Consider the following 21697-nt stretch of genomic DNA (forward strand, 5'->3'; position numbering starts at 1 on the left):
TGTCGGGTCCGCGCCCCGGGCCCTGAGACAGATTGTGCTGCCCTGGTTACGGCTTGGCGGAAACCGTGATCTCGCCGGAGACGATCTTCTCCGTGGCGGCGTCGAGTTCCTTCTTCAGGTCGTCGATGTCGCCGCCGGTGGTGGCGAGGCCGACGCCGTCGACCTTGAGGTCGTAGGTGACGTTGGAGCCGCCCTGGCCGCCGCCCTGGAAGGCCTTGATGAACTCGAAGACGCCGACGTCGACGCGCTTGATCATCGAGGTCATGATGGTGGCCTGCAGGTCGGTCTCCTTGACCGTCTGGCGCTGGTCGGAGTCGACGCCGATGGCCAGCTTCTTGGCGGCCGCGGCTGCCTGGAAGACGCCGAGGCCGGAGTCGCCGGAGGCGTGGTAGACGATGTCGGCACCGTCCTGGTACATCTTCTCGGCCGCGACCTTGCCCTTGTCGGGGGCCTTGAAGCCGGAGAAGTCGCCGTCGGGCGTGAGGTACTTGACGTCGATCTTGGCGTCCTTCTTGGTCGCCTTGACGCCCTGGACGAAGCCCGCCTCGAACTTCTTGATCAGGTCGTTCTCGACGCCGCCGACGAAGCCGACGTGGTTGCTCTTGGACTTCAGCGCGGCGGCGACACCGGCCAGGTAGGAGCCCTGCTCCTCGGCGAAGAGCAGCCCGGTCACGTTCTTGGCGTTGGACGCGGAGTCCACGATGCCGAACTGGATCTCGGGGTACTCCTCGGCGGCCTTCTTGATGTCCTCGCCGTAGGCGAAGCCGACGCCGATGATCGGGTTGTAGCCCGCGTCGGCGAGCTGGCGCAGCAGGTCGGCCCGGTTGTTGCCGTCTCCGGCGGGGCTGAGTTCCTTGATCTCGGCGCCGAGTTCGGCCTTGGCCTTCTCCAGGCCCGCGTAGGCGGAGTCGTTGAAGGACTTGTCGCCGCGACCGCCGATGTCGAAGGCCAGACCCACCTTCAGGGCGCCCTTGGGGGCCTCGCTGGAGGCCGCTTCGCTGGGCGCGCTGCTCGCGTTGGTGGTGCCGGAGTTGCCGCCGCCACAGGCCGCCGCCGCCATGAGCATGGCCCCGGTCAGCGCGCCGACCGCCGTCTTGCCGAATCGCTTGCTGAGCAAGGCGACTCCCTTCATCTCCCCGCCGGCTAACTTCATCGCGGGCGCGAAGAAACGCACGGCAACCCTGCTCGGAAGATAGTTGGTCGGCTTGGACATACCAAACCGTGCAGCGCTCCGCAACCGCTCCGTTATCGACATCAGGCGCGACCGTTACCTGGAATCACGCGAGAACACGGGCGTGAACCTTTGCCGAAGTTTGGGCTTGTCATGATCTTGCCGGGGGCCGCAAGGTGGCAGAGATTCCCGTCATAGGCCCCAAAACCTCGCAGGAGGCTCAGATGTCACGCTGGCCGGCTTTAGCCGCGCCGCTGGTGCTCGTCGCCGCACTCACGGCGGCGCCCGCAGCGGCCGATCCCCCCGAGATCTCGATCGTCGGCGGCGCCACCCAACCGGTCTTCTCCCGCGCGGACGCGATCAAGCAGACCGTCTTCGTGGAGGTCGCCGGAACCGACAGCGACGCGGACGGCAAGCCCGACCGCGTCGCGGTCGACATCCTGCGTCCCAAGGAGACCGAGCAGGGTCTGCGGGTTCCGGTGATCATGGAGGCCAGCCCCTACTACGCCGGGGGCAACGACGTCCCCAACCATCCGGTGGACGTCGACGAGAACGGCACCCCGCTTCCGAGCCTGCGCGCGGCGCAGGCCAGGACCGCAGGCCCGTTCGACAGCTACTACGACAACTACTTCGTGCCGCGCGGGTACGCGGTCGCGCTCGTGGAGAACGTCGGCAGCGGCCGGGCCACCGGCTGCCCGACGACCGGCGACCCCGCGGAGACGGCGGGGCCGAAGGCCGCGATCGACTGGCTGAACGGCCGCGCGGCGGGCTTCGACGCCGACGGCGCCCCGGTGCGCGCGACCTGGTCCACCGGCAGCGTCGGCATGATCGGCACCTCCTACAACGGCACCCTGCCCAACGCGGTGGCGACGACCGGCGTCGAGGGGCTGAAGACCATCGTCCCGATCGCCGCGATCTCCTCCTGGTACGACTACTACCGGGCCAACGGCGGCGTGCTGGCGCCGGGCGGCTACCAGGGTGAGGACGCGGACGTGCTCGCCCGGTTCGTACTGACCAGGCAGAACGGCCAGGAGGCGTGCGGCGCCCTCATGGACCGCATCGAGGCCGAGCAGGACCGGGTCACCGGCGACTACAACGCCTTCTGGGATGCCCGCAACTACCTCAACGACGTGCGCAAGGTGAAGGCCAGCGTCTTCGTGGCCCACGGGCTGAACGACTGGAACGTCAAGACCAAGCAGGCCGTCCAGTGGTGGGACGCGCTGGGCAAGCAGGGGGTGGAGCGCAAGATCTGGCTGCACCAGGGCACCCACCGCGACCCGTTCAGCCTGCGGGCCCGCGAGTGGCTGCGCCAACTGCACGGCTGGTTCGACCACTGGCTGCACGGCATCGACAACGGCGTCATGAGCGAGCCGCAGGCCGACGTCGAGTACGCCCCCGGTCAGTGGAGCACGCACGCGTCCTGGCCGCCGCCGGGCACGTTCACGGTGCCGCTCCGGCTCGGCTCGGGGTCGCGGCTCGGGCTGCTGCCCCGTCCGTCGTCGCGGGCCGAGAGCTTCACCGACCAGAAGTCGCGGCGGGCCGAGCAGCTCATCGGTACGGTCCCCTCGGCCGACCCGAACCGGCTGGCGTACCTGACCGAGGAACTGAAGGCGGACGTCCGGGTCGCGGGCACGCCGACGGTGTCGGTACGCGCGTCCTTCGCGAAGGGTTCCTCGCCGTATCTGACGGCGCTGCTGGTGGACTTCGGCACCGACACCCGGCCGACCGGGGCGCTGACGCCGACGGGCGAGACCTGGTGTTACGGCCAGGGCGTGCCCGGGGACACGGGCTGCACCTCGATCCGCACGCACACGGTGGCGGAGACGCCGTACAAGATCGTCACGAGGGGTTGGCTGGACGCCCGCAACCGGCACCGGGCCGATCGGACGCAGCCCCTCAAGCCGGGCAAGGAGTACACCTTCACCTGGGACCTTCAGCCCCAGGACCACATCTTCAAGAAGGGGCACCGGATCGGCCTGGTGCTGCTGTCGACCGACTACGACTACACGCTGCGGTATCCGGCGGGCACCGAGATCACGGTGCAGCCGGGCCGCTCGGCGCTGCGGCTGCCGGTCAACCTGGCCGACACCACGGCCCTGGGCTGAGCTGAGACGCGAAAGAGCCGTGGCCGGTCGGCCACGGCTCTTTCCGGTCCAGGCGAGGGCGCCGGTGACGGTCCCGGTTCAGGCGAGGGCGCTGGTGACGGCCGGGTCCATGACGCGGGCGCCCTGCCACAGGGCGGTGAACGCGGTGGCCGCCATCAGCCGGACTCCCTGGCCGATCGCGCGCTCGTCGATGTCGAAGGTGCCCTGGTGGATGTCGTAGGTGACGCCGGTCTCCGGCGAGCGGGTGCCGAGGCGGGCGAAGGCGCCGGGGATCGACTCCAGGTACCAGGCGAAGTCCTCGCCGCCGAGCGACTGCTGGGTGGGGACCACGCTGCCGGGGCCGAGCGCCCGTTCGGCGGCCTCGGCCAGCAGTTCGACGCTGACCTCGTCGTTGACGACGGGCGGGACGCCCCGGGTGTACTCCATCTCGGCCTCGACGCCGTAGGCGCCGGCCACCGACTCCAGCAGCGCCTTGATGAGGTCGGGCGCGGCGTGCCAGGCGCTCTCGTCGAGGCAGCGCACGGTGCCCTCGGCGACGCCGTCGTCGGGGATGGCGTTGGCGGCTGAGCCGGCCTCGACCTTGCCCCAGACCAGGCTGAGCGAGGAGCGCGGGTCCACCCGGCGCGACAGCGCGGCGGGCAGCTCGGTGAGGATCTTGGCCAGGGCGAAGACCAGGTCGGCGGTCAGGTGGGGGCGGGCGGTGTGGCCGCCGGGGCCCTTGACCCTGATGACCAGCTTGTCGCACGCGGAGGTGATGGGGCCGGACTTGAGGCCGACCTGGCCGACGTCGACGCGGGGGTCGCAGTGGAGGCCGAAGATGCGGTCGAGGCCGCTGATGCCGCCGTGGGCCATGACCTCGCGGGCGCCGCCGGGGAGTTCCTCGGCGGGCTGGAAGATCAGCCGTACGCGGCCGGGCAGCAAGCCGGCGGCGGCCTGCTGGGCGAGGAACAGCGAGGTGCCGAGCAGGATCGCGGTGTGGACGTCGTGGCCGCAGGCGTGACAGGCGCCGGGCACGGTGGAGCGGTAGGAGACGCTCTTCTCGTCCTGGAGGGGCAGCGCGTCGATGTCGGCGCGCAGCCCGATGGTGGGCCCGTCGCCGCTGCCCACGTCGCAGATGATGCCGCTGCCGCGTGGCAGCACTCTGGGGACCAGTCCGGCAGCGGTCAGCCGCTCGGCGATCAACCCGGTCGTGCGGTATTCGGCGAAGGCCAGTTCAGGATGCATGTGCACGTCGCGGCGGAACGCCACGAGATCCTTTTCGGTCTCCGCCAGGAACGCGTCGAGTTCCCCCCGAAGCTCACGTCCCCGCATTGTTCACCGTCCCGTTCCCTGCGCGTGCGGGCTCGGCTGGGGAGCGTCGCACGGCCAATAGCGCCGTCTTCCGTCATTCGTCTCACTGCGGTAGCAGAGCGCGTGATCATCTTGTGCCCCGATCGGGACCCAGCCCGGCCTGGTGAGCCATCTGGCGATGCTTCGACTTTAGCCCTCCGGCGGGTCCCCCCGTGGCCAACTACCCTAAATGATGCCCGACGGCATGACCGTAATCGCAGGTCATCACTGTGCGTGACGTTCGGGGGGACCGGAAAATAGTCACAAGGGATCATTAGTTGGTGACCCGTGGTCCCTGTGTCCAAACGTGTAACGGATTTTGATTCCTGTCACCTCCGGGGATGCTCATCACACTGCGCCGGTGACTGCATTTGTGAGGAATGCGTGTTTCACTCGCAATATGATCACTAACATCCCGTTCGGGGAGAAGCATGCACAGTTGAGCATCTTCGAGCCGAGAGAGGGGACCCTGGTGGTCGTACCCTCGCTCTCCCTCCCTCAGGACGAGCTGCGCCGGATCACGGGCGCCAGGTGCTACGAGGAACGCCTGCTCTTCCTCCTGCTCACCCTCCGCGCACCGGGGGTCAGGGTGGTCTACGTCTCCTCCGCGCCGATCGATCCCGACATCGTCGCCTACTACTTCGGCTTCCTGCCCGACCCGGAGGACGCCGCCCGGCGGCTCACGCTGATCAGCCTCGACGAGACCCGCTCCCAGCCGCTGACCCGCACGCTCCTGGCCCGGCCGCAGCTCGTCGAGCGGGTGCGGGCCGCGATCACCGGCGACGCGTGGCTGGTGCCGTTCGTGCTGAGCGAGCTGGAGGAGCGCCTCGCGCACCTGCTCCGCATCCCCCTGTACGGCCCCGCCACCGCCCTTGCCCACCACGGCTCGAAGAGCGGGTCGCGCAAGATCGGCAACCGGGCCGGAGTGCCGATGGCCAGGGGCTTCGGCGACCTGCGCCACCAGGCCGAGATCGAGGACGCCGCCTCCGCCCTGCCCGGTGAGCGCGTCATCGTCAAGCTCAACGACGGCTACTCGGGGCTCGGCAACGCGATCGTCACCAAGAGCGACTGGTCGAAGACCAACTTCTCCGCCGAGGGCGAGACATGGGAGAGCTTCTCCGCCAAGATCGCCGAACGCGGCGCGGTGGTCGAGGAATTCATCGAGCACCAGCCGCTGTACTTCCCGAGCGCGCTGGCTCGCATCACCCCCGGCGGCCACCACGACGTGGTCGCCACCCACGACCAGGTGCTCGGCGGCGCCAACGCCGACGTCTACCAGGGGTGCACGTTCCCGGCCCGCGACGAGTACCGGGCCGAGGTCGGCGAGTCGGCCGCGCGCATCGCCGCCGTGCTCGCCGAGCGGGGCGTCGTCGGGCTGTTCGGCATGGACTTCTTCGCGATGAAGACCGACGCCGGGTACGCCGCGCTGCTGTGCGAGATCAACCTGCGGATCGGCGGCACCACGCACCCCTTCGGCGCTACCCTGCTGACGACGGGCGCCGCCTACGACGCCGGCAGCGGCCTGCTCAAGGTCGGCGACCAGCCGAAGTACTACACCGCCACCGACAACTGCGCCGCCCCCGGTCTTCAGGGGCGCACGCCGGGCGAGGTGGTGCGGATGGTCGAGGACCGAGGGCTCGGATTCGACGCGGGCAGCCGCACCGGCAACGTCTTACACCTGCTCGGGGCCATCCCCGAGCACGGCAAACTGGGCTTCACCTCGATCGGTGACTCCCGGGAGGAGGCCGCGGAGCTGCACCGCCGTACCAGGGAGAGCCTTTGCCGCTGCTGAGGGTCAGGGCTTCGCGCGCCGCAGGCCCCGCACCCCGATGACGGCGAGGACGATCGCCAGCACGAGGTTGACGGCGACGAGAACGCCGTGGACGACGTAGAAGGCGGTCGTTCGGCCGTCGCCCAGGTTAAACCCCAGATTGATCCACTCAAAGATCATGAAGGCGGCGACTGCGACCAGGAATCCGGCGATCTTTCGCGACATAACCACTTCTCTTGTATCAGGGGCGGATCATCGGGGGAAGTGACCGCACATGTGCAACAACTCGAAGCTACGCTGAGACCGCCATGTGGACGAAACTGGTGCCGGCCACGGCACTCCTCGCAGCGGTCACCCTGAGCGGTACCGCACACGCCAGCCCGGCCACGCCCGTCGGCGGGGAGCAGCTCGGCGGCCGCGGACTGGTTCATCCCGAAGGGGTCGAGGCGCCGCCCAAGACCAAGGCGACCTCCTACGTCATCGCCGACGCGGGAACCGGCCACGTGCTCGCCGCGAAGAACCCGCACGGGCGCTTCCTCCCGGCCAGCACGCTGAAGGCGCTGACCGCGCTGACGCTCATCCCCAAGCTGGACCGTGACAAGACGGTCCAGCCCAGCCGCAACGCGATCAACCAGGAGGGGTCCGCGGTCGGGCTCGCCCCGAAGCCCATCTACAAGGTCCACGACCTGTTCAGGGCGCTGATGCTGTCGTCGGGCAACGACGCCGCGATGGCGCTGGCCGAGGCCAACGGCGGGCTGGCCAAGACCATGCGGGACATGAACGCCGAGGCCAAACGGCTCCAGGCGGGCGACACCGTGGCCAAGACGCCGAGCGGCCTCGACGCGCCCGGCCAGAGCAGTTCGGCCTACGACCTGGCGCTGATCGCCAGGGCGGGCCTGGCCAACGCCGACTTCCGCAAGTACATCGGTACCAAGACCGCGAAGTTCCCGGCGCCGAAGAACTTCTACGAGATCAGCAACCACAACAAGCTGCTCTGGCGCTACAAGGGCATGATCGGCGTCAAGAACGGCTGGACCACCAAGGCGCAGGCCAGCTTCGTCGGCGCCGCCACCAGGGGCGGCCACACGATCATCGTCACGATCATGCGGCACGAAGGGTACTTCTGGGAGGAGGTCGAGCAGTTGCTCGACTGGGGCTTCGCCAACCGGGCCGAGGCCGCCCCCGTGGGCAGGCTGGTCGATCCGCTGCCCGAGGCGCGGCCGTCCACACGGCCGATGGCCGCGCAGTCTCAGCCCGCCGCCGCCCCGCCGCTGCTCGACGCCGCCGCCGCCAAGCAGACCGGCACCAGCCGTACGATCGGCCTGGCCGTCGTCGGCGGCGGCCTGGTGCTCGGGCTGTCGTGGGTCGGCTTCGGCGTCGTGCGCAGGCGCAGCAGGGCCGCACGCGACTGACGGCGGCGGAGCGGGCGTCGGCGGCGGGCCTCACGCGGCCGACGGGAGCGGTGTGGGAGTGGGCGGCGGGTGCAGGCCCGTCGTGGCGGTCCACGCCGCGACGTAGAGCACCAGCCGCACCGACAGGTTGATCCAGATCAGCAGCCCGACGATCACCGCGAAGGTCCCGTACACGGGATTGTTGAGAGTGTGCTCCAGCAGCAGCGAGGCGAGCTGCTTCAGCAGCCCGAACCCGATCGCGCCGAGCAGCGCCCCCCGCGCGATCGTGGCGGGCGGCCGGGTGGGCCGGGCCACCCAGCCGAGCACGACGACGAACAGCAGCCAGTCGGCGCCGACGGCGGCGAGCGTGCCGAAGAGCCAGACGAGCGAGCGGGCGAGCGGGTCGGCGACGGAGAAGCCGAGCAGGTCGGTCGCCTTGCCGGTGGCCTGGGTGGCGACGATCGAGAGCACGGCGGAGACGAGCAGGGTGACGCCGATGAGCAGCATGGACACGAGGTCACGCAGTTTGCCGAGCGGCCAGTTGAGCGGCGCCCGCGTGGTCATGGACATCTCGCGCAGCGCGCCGCGCAGCGCGTCCACCGCGCCCATGCCCGCATACAGCAGGCCGAGCAGTCCGATGAGCCCGGCGGTGGTCTTGGCCTGGGCGATGGCGTCGAGGTTGAGCTGCGGGGCCAGGCCGGGCAACTGGGCGGCGATCTCGGCCTTCAGCGCCTGCTCCAGGTCGGGGTGGGCGGTCAGCACGTAGCCGAAGGCCGCGTAGGCCAGCGCGATCAGCGGGAAGAACGACAGGAAGGCGAAGTAGGTGACGGCCCCGGCGAGCCGGTCGCCGAACTGCCCCTGGTAGCGGCGGAAGGTCCTGATCAGATGATCGACGGACGGCCGTCGTACGCGCCAGCGGTCGACGACACGTCGGCCGCACGCGCGCACGACGGCGACGCGCTCGTTGAGGCTCACCATCGGTCAGGGCGCTCCAGTGCTCGGGTCCGGGGGGACCAAGGGCACCTGCCCTGGTGACGGTGGTTATGCGGAGGCGGTCAGTAGGCGGGCAGGAAGCCCACCCGCTCGCGCACCTGGGCCATGGTCTGCTGGGCGACCGCGCGGGCGCGGCCGGCGCCGATCGCGAGCAGGCGGTCGAGTTCGCCCTCGTCGGCGAGCAGCTTCTCGGTGCGCTCGCGGATCGGGGTGAGGGTGTCGGCGACGACCTCCGCGACGTCCTTCTTGAAGGTGCCGTAGCCCTGGCCCTCGTAGCGCGCGACCAGATCGGGGATCGGCGTGCCCGACAGGGCGGACTGGATGCGCAGCAGGTTGGAGATGCCCGGCTTGTTCTCCTCGTCGAAGGCGACCTCGGTGCCGGTGTCGGTGACCGCGCGCATGATCTTCTTGCGCATCGGGCCGGGCTGCTCCAGCACGTCGATGATGCCCTGCGGGCTGGAGGAGGACTTCGACATCTTGGCTGCCGGGTCCTGGAGGTCGGTGATCTTCTCGACGCTCTTGACGATGTGCGGCTGGGGCAGCGTGAAGGTGTCGCCGAAGCGGTGGTTGAAGCGCTGCGCGAGGTCGCGGGTGAGTTCCAGGTGCTGCTTCTGGTCGGCGCCGACGGGCACGCTCTCGGCGTGGTAGAGCAGGATGTCGGCGGCCTGGAGGATCGGGTACGTGAACAGGCCGACGCTGGCGGCGCTCTCGCCGAACTTGGCCGACTTGTCCTTGAACTGCGTCATGCGCCCGGCCTCGCCCATGCCGGTCAGGCAGTTGAGCACCCACGCGAGCTCGGTGTGCTCGCGGATGTGCGACTGGACGAACACCGTGGCCCGCTCGGGGTCGAGACCGACGGCGAACAACTGCGCGGCCGCCACCCGGCTGCGGTGGCGCAGCGTCGCGGCCTCGACCGGGATGGTGATCGCGTGGAGGTCGACCACGCAGTAGAAGGCGTCGTGGGTCTCCTGCATCGTGACCCACTGACGAATGGCACCCAGGTAGTTGCCCAGATGGAAGGAGTCGGCCGTGGGCTGGATGCCGGAGAGCACACGAGGTTTCGCCATAGCTCTCAATTGTGTCAGCTACCGGGCACGAGCGGCGACCTGCTCGGGTCGTGTCTTCGCCCGTCAGGTCGGTATTTCCGCTGGTAGGTCCGGTATTGGGCGGCGTTTGACCCGCACACGGGCGATGCGGCGGCCGTCGAGATCGGTGACCGTGAAGCTGAACCCGGGGATCTCCACCGTCTCGCCGACGACGGCCACGTGCCCGAGGACGGCCATCACGAACCCGCCCAGGGTCTCGTACGGCCCGTCGGGCAGCCTGATGCCGGTCTGGGCGGCGAAGTCGTTGAGGTTGGTCAGGCCGTCGATCTCGATCTCGCCCGCAGGCAGTACGACGGTGTCGTCCTCGACGTCGTACTCGTCCCTGATGTCGCCGATCAGCTCCTCGACCAGGTCCTCCAGGGTGACGATGCCCGCGGTGCCGCCGTACTCGTCGACGACGATGGCCAGGTGGTGTCCCTCGTCGCGCATCTCACTCAGGGTGCTCAGCACCCTCTTGGACACCGGCACCAGCTTGACCGGCCGGATCGGCACGAGTTCGCTGATGGGCTCGATGCGCCCGGTCAGCACCGGGTCGAGCAGGTCGCGCACGTGGACGAAGCCGAGGATCTCGTCGTAGGACTCGCGGTAGACGGGGAAGCGGGAGTGGGGCAGCGCGGCGGCGAGGACGGCGGCCTCGGCCAGCGCGGTGTCGGCCTCCATGAACTCGACCTCGGTGCGCGGCAGCATGACCTCGCGCAGCTGCCGCTTGCCCGCCGCGAAGACCTCGGCGATCAGGTGGCGCTCGTCGGCGGTGAGGTCGGTGTGGCCGACGACCATGTCGCGGAGTTCCTCGGTGGTCATCTCCTCGCGGTCGGCGTGGGGGTTGCCGCCGACGAGCCTGACGACGCCGTCCGTGGACTTCGACAGGGCCCAGATGATCGGCCGCGACAGCGTGGCGACCCAGTCGAGGAAGGGGGCGACCAGCAGCGACAGCCCTTCGGCGCGCTGGCGGGCCAGGCGCTTGGGGGCGAGTTCGCCGAGGACCAGGGAGACGTAGGAGATGGCCAGGGTGACCAGGACGAGCGCGAGCGGGGCGGCGACGGCGACCGGGACGTTCCAGCCTTCGAGGACGGGGACGAGGGCGTTGCCGAGGCGGTCGGCGCCGAAGGCGGCCGACAGCATGGTGGCGACGGTGACGCCGATCTGGACTGCGGACAGGAATCGGTTGGGGTCTCGGGCGAGCTTGGCCACACGCTCACCGCGGCGGCCCTTCTTGGCGAGTCGTCGCACCTGGCTCTCCCGGAGGGAGACCATGGCCATCTCGGCCGCGGCGAAGAAGCCGCCCACGAGGATGAACACGAGGACCAGGGCGATGTTGGCCACGACGGTGTCAAACATGGTGGTTGGCAGCGTACTCGGCGGCTTTCCCGCGTATGCTGAACCGCGTACCATACAAAATCAAACAGATATCCACAGGAGTGAACATGAGGGTGCTGGTCACCGGAGGCGCCGGATATGTCGGCAGCGTCGTGGCGGCACAGCTCGTCGAGGCGGGCCATGAGGTGACCGTGCTCGACGACCTGTCCACCGGGCACGAGGACGCCGTGCCGGAGGGCGCCCGGTTCGTGCGCGCGGACATCGCGCGGGCCCACGACGCGCTCGACGGGCAGGAGGCCGTCCTGCACTTCGCCGCCAGGTCGCTGGTCGGTGAGTCGGTCGAGAAGCCCGGGATGTACTGGGCGCACAACCTCGGCGGCACCCTCGCCCTGCTGGAGGCCATGCAGGCCACGGGGGTGCGGCGCATCGTCTTCTCCTCGACGGCCGCGACGTACGGGGAGCCCGAGCGCTCCCCCATCGTCGAGACCGACCCCACCCGGCCGACGAACCCGTACGGGGCCTCCAAGCTGGCCGTGGACACCACGCTGAGCGCGTTCGCGGGGCTGCGCGGGCTCGGGGCGGTCAGCCTGCGCTACTTCAACGTCGCGGGGGCCTACGGACGCTTCCGCGAGCGCCACGCGGTCGAGACGCACCTCATCCCCAACGTGCTCAAGGTGGCGACGGGCGAGCGCGCCGAGGTGAGCGTGTTCGGCACCGACTACCCGACGCCGGACGGCACGTGCGTCAGGGACTACGTGCACGTGGCCGACCTGGCGCGGGCGCACCTGCTGGCGCTGGAGGCGGTGACGGAGGGCGAGCACAAGATCTACAACCTGGGGAGCGGGGCGGGCTTCTCGGTCAGGGAGGTCATCGACGTGTGCCGCGCGGTGACGGGCCACGAGATCCCGGAGCGGATCGCGGGCCGCCGCGCGGGCGACCCGGCGGTGCTGGTCGCCTCGTCCGCCAAGATCCAGTCCGAGCTGGGCTGGCTCCCCGAGCACGCCGCCCTGAAGACCATCGTCTCCGACGCGTGGCGGGCGCTCTCTCTGTAGTGGCGGGCGCTCTGTGGAGAGTCACGGCCGGTGGCGGGTCACTGCGAAACCCCTCCAAGGGTCACGGCACAGCCCCCCTACCACCGCCCACCGCACCCAGCGGGCGGCCTCCCCGGCGCCACTCCTCTGACACCACCCCACCCGACGACGCCCTGTTGACCGCCCGAACAGGTAACGGCGCTTCGTCACCGACTGGACGGGGCAGGTGCGTCGTCGCGGGTGGGGAGAGTGAGACGAGTGGCGCCGGAGAGGCCGTCAGCCCCGGGTGGCGGGCGGCGGTGTGGGGGCCGGCCGTAACGGATTCCCTGAAGCTGTGACAGACGCCCCCGCAACGGGTCTACCGCAGCCGCAGCAGCGACTCGTTGTCCGACGGCTCGCGGTCGCCGAAGCGGGAGGAGAACACCGTCGCGCGGATCGCGCGACGCTCGGGCTCGAACAGCAGCCGCACCCGCATCCGCTCCCCCGCCCCCAGCGCCCGCAGCCCGCACTGCAACTCCTCCAGCCGACCCCGGCAGCGCGCCCCCTCCGACGACACCAGCCGCCCCCGCGCCCGGAAGTAGGCGAACGCGTCCCGCACCATGCGCGGCCCCCGGTTGCCGATCACCGCCGTGACCTCCGCGAGCCCCCCGCTCCGCACCTGTCCCGTCAGCCGCACCCCCAGGTCCGCGCCCTCGTCCACCCGCGCCAGGTGCGTGAAGGTGTTGTCGCGCTCGTTCGCGTCGGCCGTGGCGGAGGTCAGCTTCGCCACCGTCCGCAACGGCCCGCGCGCCGACGTGCCGACCAGGCCGGTGATCGTGACCCCGCCGCCGCCACCGGCCCGCACGTCCGTCGCGGACGCGCAGCGCACCTGGTGGCTGGTGGTGCCGGGGCGGCAGGTGGCCACGTTCGTGTGGAGGATCCGCACCTCGGGCGGCACCGACACCACCAGCACGGGCAGCACCGCGTCCCCGGGCCCGGCGTTGGCCACCTCCACCCGGTAGGCGATCGGCTGGCCGGGCTGGGCGACGGCGGGCTCGGAGGTGATCCGTACGGACAGGTCGGCTCGCGCGACGACCGGCTTGACCGCCGGGTTCTCGGTCGGCTTGACGACCGGCGTGGTCACCGGGTTCTCGATCAGATCGACCACCGGTGTGGTTACCGGCCCCACTGTCGGCCCTACTGTCGGCCCCACTATCGGCTCGGTCACCGGGTCGTCGGCGAGCGCCACTCCGGGCGCGCCGGCCACGACCAGTCCCGTGAACCCGGCAAGCAGTCTGCGCAGCATGGACCCCCATTGAACGCGCTGACCGGCGCGGGCGACCTCCCGACACGCCGCGAGTGGATCATGGAAAGCGAAAGAGCACACGTCCGAGGCCGGACGTGTGCTCTTCACGGCGGAACGGCTCAGATGAGGCCGAGCTCCTTCACCGCGTCGCGCTCCTCGACGAGTTCACGCACGGAGGCGTCGATGCGCTCGCGGGAGAAGGCGTCGATCTCCAGGCCCTGGATGATCTCGAAGCGGCCGCCGGCGGCGCGGACCGGGAACGAGGAGATGATCCCCTCCGGCACCCCGTACGAGCCGTCGGAGACGACGGCGGCGGAGGTCCAGTCGGTGCCGTTGACCCAGTCGTGGACGTGGTCGACCGCCGCGTTGGCGGCCGAGGCGGCGGAGGAGGCGCCACGGGCCTCGATGATCGCCGCGCCGCGCTTGGCGACCGTGGGGATGAAGGTGTCCTTCAGCCACTCGGCCTCGACCTGCTCGGCCGCGATCTTGCCGCCGACCTCGGTGTGGAACAGGTCGGGGTACTGCGTGGCGGAGTGGTTGCCCCAGATGGTCATCTTCTTGATCTCGGTGACCGGGACCTGGAGCTTGGCCGACAGCTGCGACAGCGCGCGGTTGTGGTCGAGGCGGGTCATCGCGGTGAACCGCTCGGCGGGCACGTCGGGCGCGTGCTGCTGGGCGATGAGCGCATTGGTGTTGGCCGGGTTGCCCACGACCAGCACCTTGATGTCGTCGGCGGCGTGGTCGTTGATCGCCTTGCCCTGCGGGCCGAAGATGCCGCCGTTGGCGCCGAGCAGGTCGCCGCGCTCCATGCCGGCCTTGCGCGGCATGGCGCCGACCAGCAGGGCGACGCCGGCCCCGTCGAACGCGACGTCGGGGTTGTCGGTGATCTCGATGCCCGACAGCAGCGGGAACGCGCAGTCGTCCAGCTCCATGGCGCTGCCCTCGGCGGCCTTCACGGCCTGCGGGACCTCCAGCAGGCTCAGCTTGACCGGAACGTCGGCACCGAGCAGCTGCCCGGAGGCGATGCGGAAGAGCAGCGCGTAACCGATCTGTCCGGCGGCACCGGTGACGGTCACCTTGACGGGCCCCATGGCCTTCCCCTAACTGGCAGGATGAATCATTGACTTTCGGATGCTACCCGTTCGTCACCGGCAGTCTTCCATCGCGGGTGCCTTCGACTCGGGCGTGAACTCCACCCTCCCGAAGTACTTACCGAGCAGCTGGGCCATCGTCCCCTTCTGGTACAGGTCGGCGATGATCCCGTTGATCGCCGTGCAGGTCTTCGCGTCGCCCAGCTTGAGGCCGACGGCCCAGCGCGTGTTATCGAGGCGGGCGCCGAGCAGCTTGAAACGGAAGTTCTTCTCACGCTGGGCGAATCCGGCCAGCAGCAGGTCCTCGCCGGGGACCGCGTCGACCTGCCCGCTCTTGAGGCGGTCCATGCAGATCGCGTAGTTGGAGGCGGACACGAGTTTCACGTCCACCCGCTCCTGGACCATCCCGACCGAGGAGTTGTCCGGCGCGCACAGGCGCTTGCCCCGCAGGTCGTCCATGCTGTCGATGCCGCCGCCCTGACGCACCAGCACGTCGTGGTGGGCCACGTAGTACGGCCCCGCGAACTGCACCTCGCTCTTGTCGATGGAGTAGGAGGCGAGCACCATGTCCACCTGCTCCTCGGCCAGCGCCTCGGCCCGCTTGCCCCGCGACACGAACACGAAGTCGATCTGCCGGGCGCCGAGCGCCGTCGCGATGCGCCTGCCCAGTTCGGCGTCGAGGCCCTCGAAGGTGCCGTCGCCGCGTTCGAGCCCGATGCCGGGCAGGTCGCCCCTGATGCCGATGGTGATGGCCCCGGTGCTCGCGACCCTGTCCACGACCGACGTGTACCCCGGAGGCCCCTGGCTTCCCGACGCCCCGCCGGCCAGCGAGTCGACGATCCGCTGCGGCCAGTTGTTGACCAGCGCGACCAGCAGCAGCACCCCGACCAGCGCGACCGCCAGGACGATGACGGCCCGGCGGCGTCCGCCCGTCCTCTTCGGCGCGGGTGCCGCCTCCGGCGGCGGCGCGGGCACGTCGGGCGACGGCACGGACAACTCGGCGGGCAACACGGGCGAGGCCGCGAGCGGCTGGGCGGGAAACTGGATAGGTAGCTGGGCGGCGGGCGGGACCGTCTGCTGCGGCACCGGCCGTGCGCCGGTCTCGGGCCGCCCGGCCGGCCCCCCTCCCGCCATCCCGGCGTTCACCCGGCCGAACGGGGTGGTGTCGTCGCCCGCCACCTCGGCGCCCTTCGACAGCACCGCCGCCGAGGCGCCGGCGGAGTCGGGCTGCCCGAGCAGCCGCAACAGCAGCTGGTCGGCCGTCGGACGGGACTTCGCGTCCTTCGACAACGCCGAGGCCACCACGCCGCGCAGCGGCTCCGGCATCGAGCTGACGTCCACCTCGTGGTTGAGGATGCGGTTGAGCACCACCGCGATGGACTTGCCCTCGAACACGGTCTCGCCGGTCGCGGCGAAGGCGATCGTGGCGCCCCAGGCGAACACGTCGGTGAACGGCCCGACCTCGTCGCCCGCGATCTGCTCGGGCGCCATGTACGCCGGGGTGCCGATGGCCCGGCTGGTGATCGTGCCGGTCGAGTCGACGATCCTGGCGATGCCGAAGTCGACCACACGCGGGCCGTCGGCGGCGATGAGCACGTTGTCCGGTTTGAAGTCGCGGTGCACGATCGAGGCGTGGTGGATGGCGGTCAGCGCGGTCGCGGTGCCGATGGCCAGCCGGTCGAGCGGGGTGCCGGTGATCGGGCCCTCGGTCTCGACGACGTCGCGCAGTGACAGGCCGTCGATGTACTCGCTGGCGATGTAGGGGGTGTTGCCGTCGAGGTCGGCCTCCATGACGCGGGCCGTGCAGAATGAGGCCACCCGCTGGGCGGCCCGCAGCTCGCGGCCGAAGCGCGAGCGCGCGATGGTGTCGCCGGTGAACTTGACGTGCAGAAGCTTGATCGCGGCGCGCTCGCCCTGTTCGTTGACCCCCAGGTAGACGATGCCCTGTCCGCCCTCGCCGATTCGTCCCGTCAGCCGGAAAGAGCCCAGCTGATCGGGATCGCCTGCGACGAGCGGCGCGATCTGCGGCATTGACCATCCCCACGTGAACACAAACCCCAACCAGGGAAACTTTACGACGCCCAGGAAGTCCACAGGGAACCGTTAACCGTTCGTGACGTCCTGTCACGGCGATCTTCCGAGGTGGCGGGGCCCGCGCACGGCGACGCCGCCCCGATGAAGATCGGGACGGCGCCGCAGGTCCGAGGGGTTGTCAGTAGGGCAGGGCGCCGGCCGCGAAGCCCTTGCGCAGGAACGGCGCCTTGAACTTGGGGAAGGCCACAGTCGAGCCGTCACCGTCGGAGGTGTACCTCATGTCCGGGTTGCTCTTCAGCCAGTCGAGCCAGGCCGTCGAGCAGAACTGGGTGCAGTCGCCCGTCTTGTCCATCGCCCTGATGCGCGGGATGCCGAGCGGGTCGAAGGTCTTGGTGAACGGCGCGGGCGCGGGCGTGTATCCGGCGAGGAACACCCCGCCGTGGTTGTAGACGCCCTCGCCCGCCTTGCCGCGCAGCGCCCACTCCTTGACCTTGGGCTGGTTGCCGTACGGCAGCGCCAGCGTGACCGGTGAGATGGCGGCCAGCGACTTCACCTGCTGCTGGATCGAGCCGATCTGGTCCGCCACGTCCTTCTGCGAGCGTTCGCGCAGGTTGACGTGGTCGCGGGTGTGGTTGCCGATGTCGAAGCCGTTGTCCTTCAGCCACATCAGCGTCTGCGCCTGCTCCTCGCGCGTGGACTTGCCGAACATGTCGCGCGTGACGTAGAAGGTGGCGACCGCCCGGAAGCCGGGGTGCTTGGCCGCCATCTCCCGCAGGATCGCGACGGCGGTGTCGGCCTTGGGCACGCCCAGCTCGTCCAGCGTGAGCTGTGACGGCGAGGAGTCGTCGAAGGTCAGCACCACCGGGTGCCTGCCGGCGGGGATGTCGATCTTCCCGGTGACGTACTCGGCGGCGGTGATCGGCACGTAGCCGTCACGGGCCAGCCGTTCGAGGTCGGCGCGGAACTTCGCCGGGGTCCGGTCGTCCTGCGAGCCGGGTTTCTCGATGATGCGGTGGTACATCAGCACCGGGATCTGCCCCAGCTCGTTGGCCTTCACCTTCGCGGCCGCAGCCGCCTTCGCGGCCTGGGCCTGCTGCTTCTGAACCGCAGGATCCACCTTCACGGCACTCTGTTTGACCGTTTCCGCACCACAACCACTCGCGATCGCGCCGACCGCGACCAACCCGAGCACACCCAGACGCATCGGAACCCCCGAAAGACACGACCGTCGATTACGCCTCGGATGTCCCCCCACGCCACTCCCGCCACTCCGGACCGCTCCAAAAGAGATCACCAAACCTCGCGCCCCTGGTCCGCTGTCGCAGGGGCACCGGGCAGCGGATATCTTGATGTCAAGCAATTTCGGCTAATGGAGCGGACATCCGGTGACTGATTCGACCATCATCTACACGCACACCGACGAGGCCCCGGCTTTGGCCACGTACTCGTTCCTGCCCGTCGTCCAGGCGTATGCCTCCACGGCCGGGGTGCGAGTGGAAAGTCGTGACATCTCCCTCGCCGGGCGGATCCTCGCCCACTTCCCCGAGCGGCTCGCCGAGAGCCGGCGCGTCGGCGACGCCCTCGCCGAGCTGGGCGAGCTGGCGCAGACCCCCGAGGCGAACATCATCAAGCTGCCGAACATCTCGGCCTCGATCCCCCAGCTCAAGGCGGCCATCGCCGAACTCCAGGCGCAGGGCTACGACCTGCCCGCCTACCCCGAGGACCCCAAGACCGACGAGGAGCGCGACATCCGCGCCCGCTACGACAAGGTCAAGGGCAGCGCCGTCAACCCGGTCCTTCGCGAGGGCAACTCCGACCGCCGCGCCTCCGCCTCCGTGAAGGCGTACGCCAAGGCCCACCCCCACCGGATGGGTGCCTGGAGCGCCGACTCGCAGACCAACGTCACACACATGACCGCCGACGACTTCCGCTCCACCGAGAAGTCCGCGGTCGTCGGCGCGGCCGGGTCGCTGCGCATCGAACTGGCCGGGGCCGACGGCACCACCACCGTCCTGCGCGAGTCCGTGCCGGTGCTCGCAGGCGAGATCGTCGACGCCGCCGTCATGCGCGTGGCCGCCCTCCGCGAGTTCCTGTCGGCGCAGGTCGCCCGGGCCAAGGCCGAGAACGTGCTGTTCTCCGTCCACCTGAAGGCCACGATGATGAAGGTCTCCGACCCGATCATCTTCGGCCACGTCGTGCAGGCGTTCTTCCCCAAGACGTTCGCCAGGTACGGCGCCGAACTGGCCGCCGCCGGGCTCAGCCCCAACGACGGGCTCGGCGGCATCCTCAAGGGCGCCTCCGACGAGATCCGCGCCGCCTTCGAGGCGGAGCAGGCCGAGGGCCCGCGCCTGGCCATGGTCGACTCCGACCGGGGCATCACCAACCTGCACGTGCCGAGCGACGTCATCGTCGACGCCTCCATGCCCGCGATGATCCGCACCTCCGGCCACATGTGGGGCCCGGACGGCAACGAGGCCGACACCCTCGCGGTGCTGCCCGACAGCAGCTACGCGGGCATCTACCAGGTCGTCATCGACGACTGCCGCGCCCACGGCGCCTTCGACCCGGCCACCATGGGCTCGGTGCCCAACGTCGGCCTGATGGCGCAGAAGGCCGAGGAGTACGGCAGCCACGACAAGACCTTCGAGATCCCGGCGGCGGGGACCGTACGCGTGGTCGACGGCGCGGGTCAGGTCGTGCTGGAGCACGAGGTCGCCGAGGGCGACATCTGGCGCATGTGCCAGACCAAGGACCTGCCGGTCCAGGACTGGGTCAAGCTGGCCGTCGGCCGCGCCCGCGCGACCGGCGACCCGGCCGTGTTCTGGCTCGACGCGACCCGGGCGCACGACGCCCAGCTCATCGCCAAGGTCCGGGAGTACCTGCCGCAGCACGACACCGAGGGGCTGCGCATCGAGATCATGGCGCCGGTCGAGGCCACCGCCTTCTCCCTTGAGCGCATCCGCAAGGGCGAGAACACGATCTCGGTCACCGGCAACGTGCTGCGCGACTACCTGACCGACCTGTTCCCGATCCTGGAGCTCGGCACCAGCGCCAAGATGCTCTCGATCGTCCCGCTGATGAACGGCGGCGGCCTGTTCGAGACCGGCGCGGGCGGCTCGGCGCCCAAGCACGTCCAGCAGCTCGTCAAGGAGAACTACCTGCGCTGGGACAGCCTGGGCGAGTTCCTCGCGCTCGCGGTCAGCTTCGAGCACCTGGCGCAGTCGACGGGCAACGCACGGGCGCAGATCCTGGCCGACACGCTCGACCGGGCGACCTCGACGTTCCTCAACGAGAACAAGTCCCCGAGCCGCAGGCTCGGCGGGATCGACAACCGGGGCAGCCACTTCTACCTCGCGCTCTACTGGGCGCAGGAACTGGCCGCGCAGACCGACGACGCCGAGGTGGCGCAGTCCTTCAGCGGCCTGGCCAAGACCCTGGCCGAGCAGGAGCAGACGATCACCGGCGAGCTGCTCGCGGTCCAGGGCTCGCCCGTGGACCTCGGCGGCTACTTCCAGCCGGACCCGGCGAAGGCGGCGGCCGCGATGCGGCCGTCGAAGACGTTCAACGAGGCCATCGCGAGCCTCTGAAACGGCTCGGGCGGCGCCCTTCCGGCGCCGCCCGGCTCTTTTCCTCAGTTCAGCAGGCCCAGCACGGCGGGCTTGAGGATGGAGCCGAACTCCAGGAACATCGCGACGGCCACCAAGCCGAAGCCGAAGCCCGCGTAGAGGCCGACGTCGGTCATGCGTGAGCGGATGGCCAGCATGCCGTCGTAGTCCGCGAAGCGCAGCGCGCCCGCCACGAGCAGCACCCCGCCCAGCGCGAAGGCGCCCCATTCGGCGTCGGCGAAGAGGATCCCGAGCACGGCGACCGCCGCTCCCGCCAGGATCAGCGGGAACGGCCCCCAGGCCAGGTCTCTATCGCTCGTCAATCGGCTTCCATTTCTGGTCGCGGCGCCCGATGTACTCGCTGTCGGGACGGATGAGGCGGTTGTCTGCGTGCTGCTCGATCACGTGTGCCGTCCAGCCGGACATGCGGCTGACGGAGAAGACGGGTGTGAACAGGTCGGTCGGGATCCCAAGGTAGTGGTAGACCGACGCGGCGTAGAAGTCCACGTTGGGATACAGGCCCTTGGTCTCGAAGACGACCTCCTCCATCTCCTTGGACATCCGGTAGTAGGTCGGGTCGTCGGCCGACAGTTCCTCCGACATCCGCCGCAGGTGGGTGGCCCTCGGGTCCTCGGTCTTGTAGACGCGGTGGCCGAAGCCCATGATCTTCTCCCCCGCCGCGAGCCGGTCGCGTACGGCCTGGGCCACCCCGTCGGGCGAGATCGACTGCAGCGTCTTCATGACCTGCTCGTTCGCGCCGCCGTGCAGCGGGCCCTTGAGCGTGCCGATGGCGGCGACGACGGCCGAGTGCATGTCGGACAGCGTGGCGGCGCACACCCGGGCGGCGAAGGTGGAGGCGTTCATGGTGTGGTCGGCGTGCAGTACCAGGCACGCGTCGAAGATCTCGATCGCGCGCCGCTCCGGCGTGCGGCCGCTCACCTGAAGCAGGAAGTTGCCCGCGATGCCGAGCGAGGGGTCGGCGGGCGTGAGGTCGGCGCCGCTGCGGGCGGCGTGGTAGGCCGCGACCAGCAGCGGCTGCTGGGCGGTGAGCCGGGCGGCCTTGCGCAGGTCGGCCTCGGCGCCGGCGGAATCGCGGTCGGGGTCGTCGGCGCTGCCCAGGGAGACGAGGGTGCGCAGGGCCTCCATGGGCTGCTGCCTGCCGGCGATCTCGGCGAGGTTCGCCGCGACGAGCGGGCCGAGGTCGTGGCCCGCCTCCAGTTCCCCGGTGTAGGCCGCGAGGCGGTCCCTGCCGGGCAGGTCGCCCCGCTGGAGCAGGTGGGCGGTCTCCTCGAACGTCGTCCGGCCGGCCAGGTCGTGGATGTCGTATCCACGGTAGAACAGGCGACCGGCCTTGCCGTCTATGTCGCTGAGCGCGGTGGACGCGGCTACGACGTCGGCCAGACCTTTCGTGGGCTTGTCCGCCATGAGTGTTTCCTCCGCTTATCGTCGCTGGAAGTCTACCGGTGAG

The 21697-nt window shown here is 70.1% G+C and carries 17 protein-coding genes; 5 read left to right on the forward strand and 12 right to left on the reverse strand.

Annotation, left to right across the window (positions count from 1 at the left end):
- Nucleotides 1–46: 46 nt before the first annotated feature.
- Nucleotides 47–1117, reverse strand: a complete 1071-nt coding sequence (locus tag ABD120_RS11475; RefSeq protein WP_343949771.1) for a BMP family lipoprotein — start codon at nucleotides 1115–1117, stop codon at nucleotides 47–49.
- 278 nt (nucleotides 1118–1395) lie between these two features.
- Between ABD120_RS11475 and ABD120_RS11480 the strand changes: the two genes are divergently transcribed.
- Nucleotides 1396–3276 carry a Xaa-Pro dipeptidyl-peptidase gene (locus tag ABD120_RS11480; protein WP_343949772.1) on the forward strand — a complete coding sequence of 627 codons (1881 nt, stop codon included), beginning with the start codon at nucleotides 1396–1398 and terminating at the stop codon, nucleotides 3274–3276.
- Nucleotides 3277–3354: 78 nt separating this feature from the next.
- On the opposite strand, the gene ABD120_RS11485 is transcribed toward ABD120_RS11480, so the two are convergent.
- Entirely contained in the window at nucleotides 3355–4587 is a 1233-nt protein-coding gene (locus tag ABD120_RS11485; protein WP_343949773.1) for a M20 family metallopeptidase, read from the reverse strand.
- 418 nt (nucleotides 4588–5005) lie between these two features.
- Between ABD120_RS11485 and ABD120_RS11490 the strand changes: the two genes are divergently transcribed.
- A complete protein-coding gene (locus tag ABD120_RS11490) occupies nucleotides 5006–6397 on the forward strand; it encodes a peptide ligase PGM1-related protein (protein WP_343949774.1) in 1392 nt (463 codons plus the stop codon).
- Nucleotides 6398–6400: 3 nt separating this feature from the next.
- On the opposite strand, the gene ABD120_RS11495 is transcribed toward ABD120_RS11490, so the two are convergent.
- A complete protein-coding gene (locus ABD120_RS11495; protein WP_343949775.1) occupies nucleotides 6401–6601 on the reverse strand; it encodes an SCO4848 family membrane protein in 201 nt (66 codons plus the stop codon).
- Nucleotides 6602–6684: 83 nt separating this feature from the next.
- On the opposite strand from ABD120_RS11495, the gene ABD120_RS11500 reads away from it, so the two are divergent.
- The gene (locus ABD120_RS11500; RefSeq protein WP_343949776.1) at nucleotides 6685–7788 is read left to right on the forward strand and encodes a D-alanyl-D-alanine carboxypeptidase family protein; all 1104 of its coding nucleotides are present in this window, start codon (nucleotides 6685–6687) and stop codon (nucleotides 7786–7788) included.
- Between the two features lie 30 nt (nucleotides 7789–7818).
- Here the strand turns inward: ABD120_RS11500 and ABD120_RS11505 are convergent, their stop codons facing one another.
- The 3 genes from ABD120_RS11505 to ABD120_RS11515 all read right to left on the reverse strand — a co-directional run bounded on the left by ABD120_RS11505 (nucleotide 7819) and on the right by ABD120_RS11515 (nucleotide 11204).
- Nucleotides 7819–8745, reverse strand: coding sequence for a YihY/virulence factor BrkB family protein (locus ABD120_RS11505; protein WP_343949777.1), 927 nt, complete (start codon nucleotides 8743–8745; stop codon nucleotides 7819–7821).
- Between the two features lie 77 nt (nucleotides 8746–8822).
- On the reverse strand, nucleotides 8823–9827 hold the full coding sequence (gene trpS / locus ABD120_RS11510) for a tryptophan--tRNA ligase (RefSeq protein WP_343949778.1): 1005 nt from the start codon (nucleotides 9825–9827) through the stop codon (nucleotides 8823–8825).
- A 63-nt stretch (nucleotides 9828–9890) separates the two neighbouring features.
- Nucleotides 9891–11204 carry a hemolysin family protein gene (locus ABD120_RS11515; RefSeq protein WP_343949779.1) on the reverse strand — a complete coding sequence of 438 codons (1314 nt, stop codon included), beginning with the start codon at nucleotides 11202–11204 and terminating at the stop codon, nucleotides 9891–9893.
- Between the two features lie 86 nt (nucleotides 11205–11290).
- Here ABD120_RS11515 and galE point away from each other — a divergent pair, with 86 nt between their 5' ends.
- Entirely contained in the window at nucleotides 11291–12235 is a 945-nt protein-coding gene (gene galE / locus ABD120_RS11520) for a UDP-glucose 4-epimerase GalE (protein WP_343949780.1), read from the forward strand.
- Between the two features lie 337 nt (nucleotides 12236–12572).
- Here galE and ABD120_RS11525 read toward each other — a convergent pair whose 3' ends face one another.
- The 4 genes from ABD120_RS11525 to ABD120_RS11540 all read right to left on the reverse strand — a co-directional run bounded on the left by ABD120_RS11525 (nucleotide 12573) and on the right by ABD120_RS11540 (nucleotide 17747).
- Nucleotides 12573–13499: a hypothetical protein gene (locus ABD120_RS11525; protein WP_343949781.1), complete on the reverse strand. Its 927-nt coding sequence runs from the start codon at nucleotides 13497–13499 to the stop codon at nucleotides 12573–12575.
- 119 nt (nucleotides 13500–13618) lie between these two features.
- Nucleotides 13619–14590, reverse strand: coding sequence for a malate dehydrogenase (locus ABD120_RS11530; protein WP_343949782.1), 972 nt, complete (start codon nucleotides 14588–14590; stop codon nucleotides 13619–13621).
- A 54-nt stretch (nucleotides 14591–14644) separates the two neighbouring features.
- Nucleotides 14645–16621: a serine/threonine-protein kinase gene (locus ABD120_RS11535; RefSeq protein WP_343949783.1), complete on the reverse strand. Its 1977-nt coding sequence runs from the start codon at nucleotides 16619–16621 to the stop codon at nucleotides 14645–14647.
- Nucleotides 16622–16802: 181 nt separating this feature from the next.
- Entirely contained in the window at nucleotides 16803–17747 is a 945-nt protein-coding gene (locus ABD120_RS11540; RefSeq protein WP_343949784.1) for a polysaccharide deacetylase family protein, read from the reverse strand.
- Between the two features lie 262 nt (nucleotides 17748–18009).
- On the opposite strand from ABD120_RS11540, the gene ABD120_RS11545 reads away from it, so the two are divergent.
- A complete protein-coding gene (locus ABD120_RS11545; protein ID WP_343949785.1) occupies nucleotides 18010–20211 on the forward strand; it encodes an NADP-dependent isocitrate dehydrogenase in 2202 nt (733 codons plus the stop codon).
- Between the two features lie 44 nt (nucleotides 20212–20255).
- Here ABD120_RS11545 and ABD120_RS11550 read toward each other — a convergent pair whose 3' ends face one another.
- Both ABD120_RS11550 and ABD120_RS11555 read right to left on the reverse strand, forming a co-directional pair.
- Entirely contained in the window at nucleotides 20256–20552 is a 297-nt protein-coding gene (locus ABD120_RS11550; RefSeq protein WP_343949786.1) for a DUF3017 domain-containing protein, read from the reverse strand.
- Nucleotides 20539–21654, reverse strand: a complete 1116-nt coding sequence (locus ABD120_RS11555) for a citrate/2-methylcitrate synthase (RefSeq protein WP_343949787.1) — start codon at nucleotides 21652–21654, stop codon at nucleotides 20539–20541. Before ABD120_RS11555 ends, ABD120_RS11550 begins: the two co-directional genes overlap by 14 nt.
- Nucleotides 21655–21697 lie beyond the last annotated feature (43 nt).

It is taken from the genome of Nonomuraea longicatena (assembly GCF_039525605.1).
Classification (GTDB): domain Bacteria; phylum Actinomycetota; class Actinomycetes; order Streptosporangiales; family Streptosporangiaceae; genus Nonomuraea; species Nonomuraea longicatena.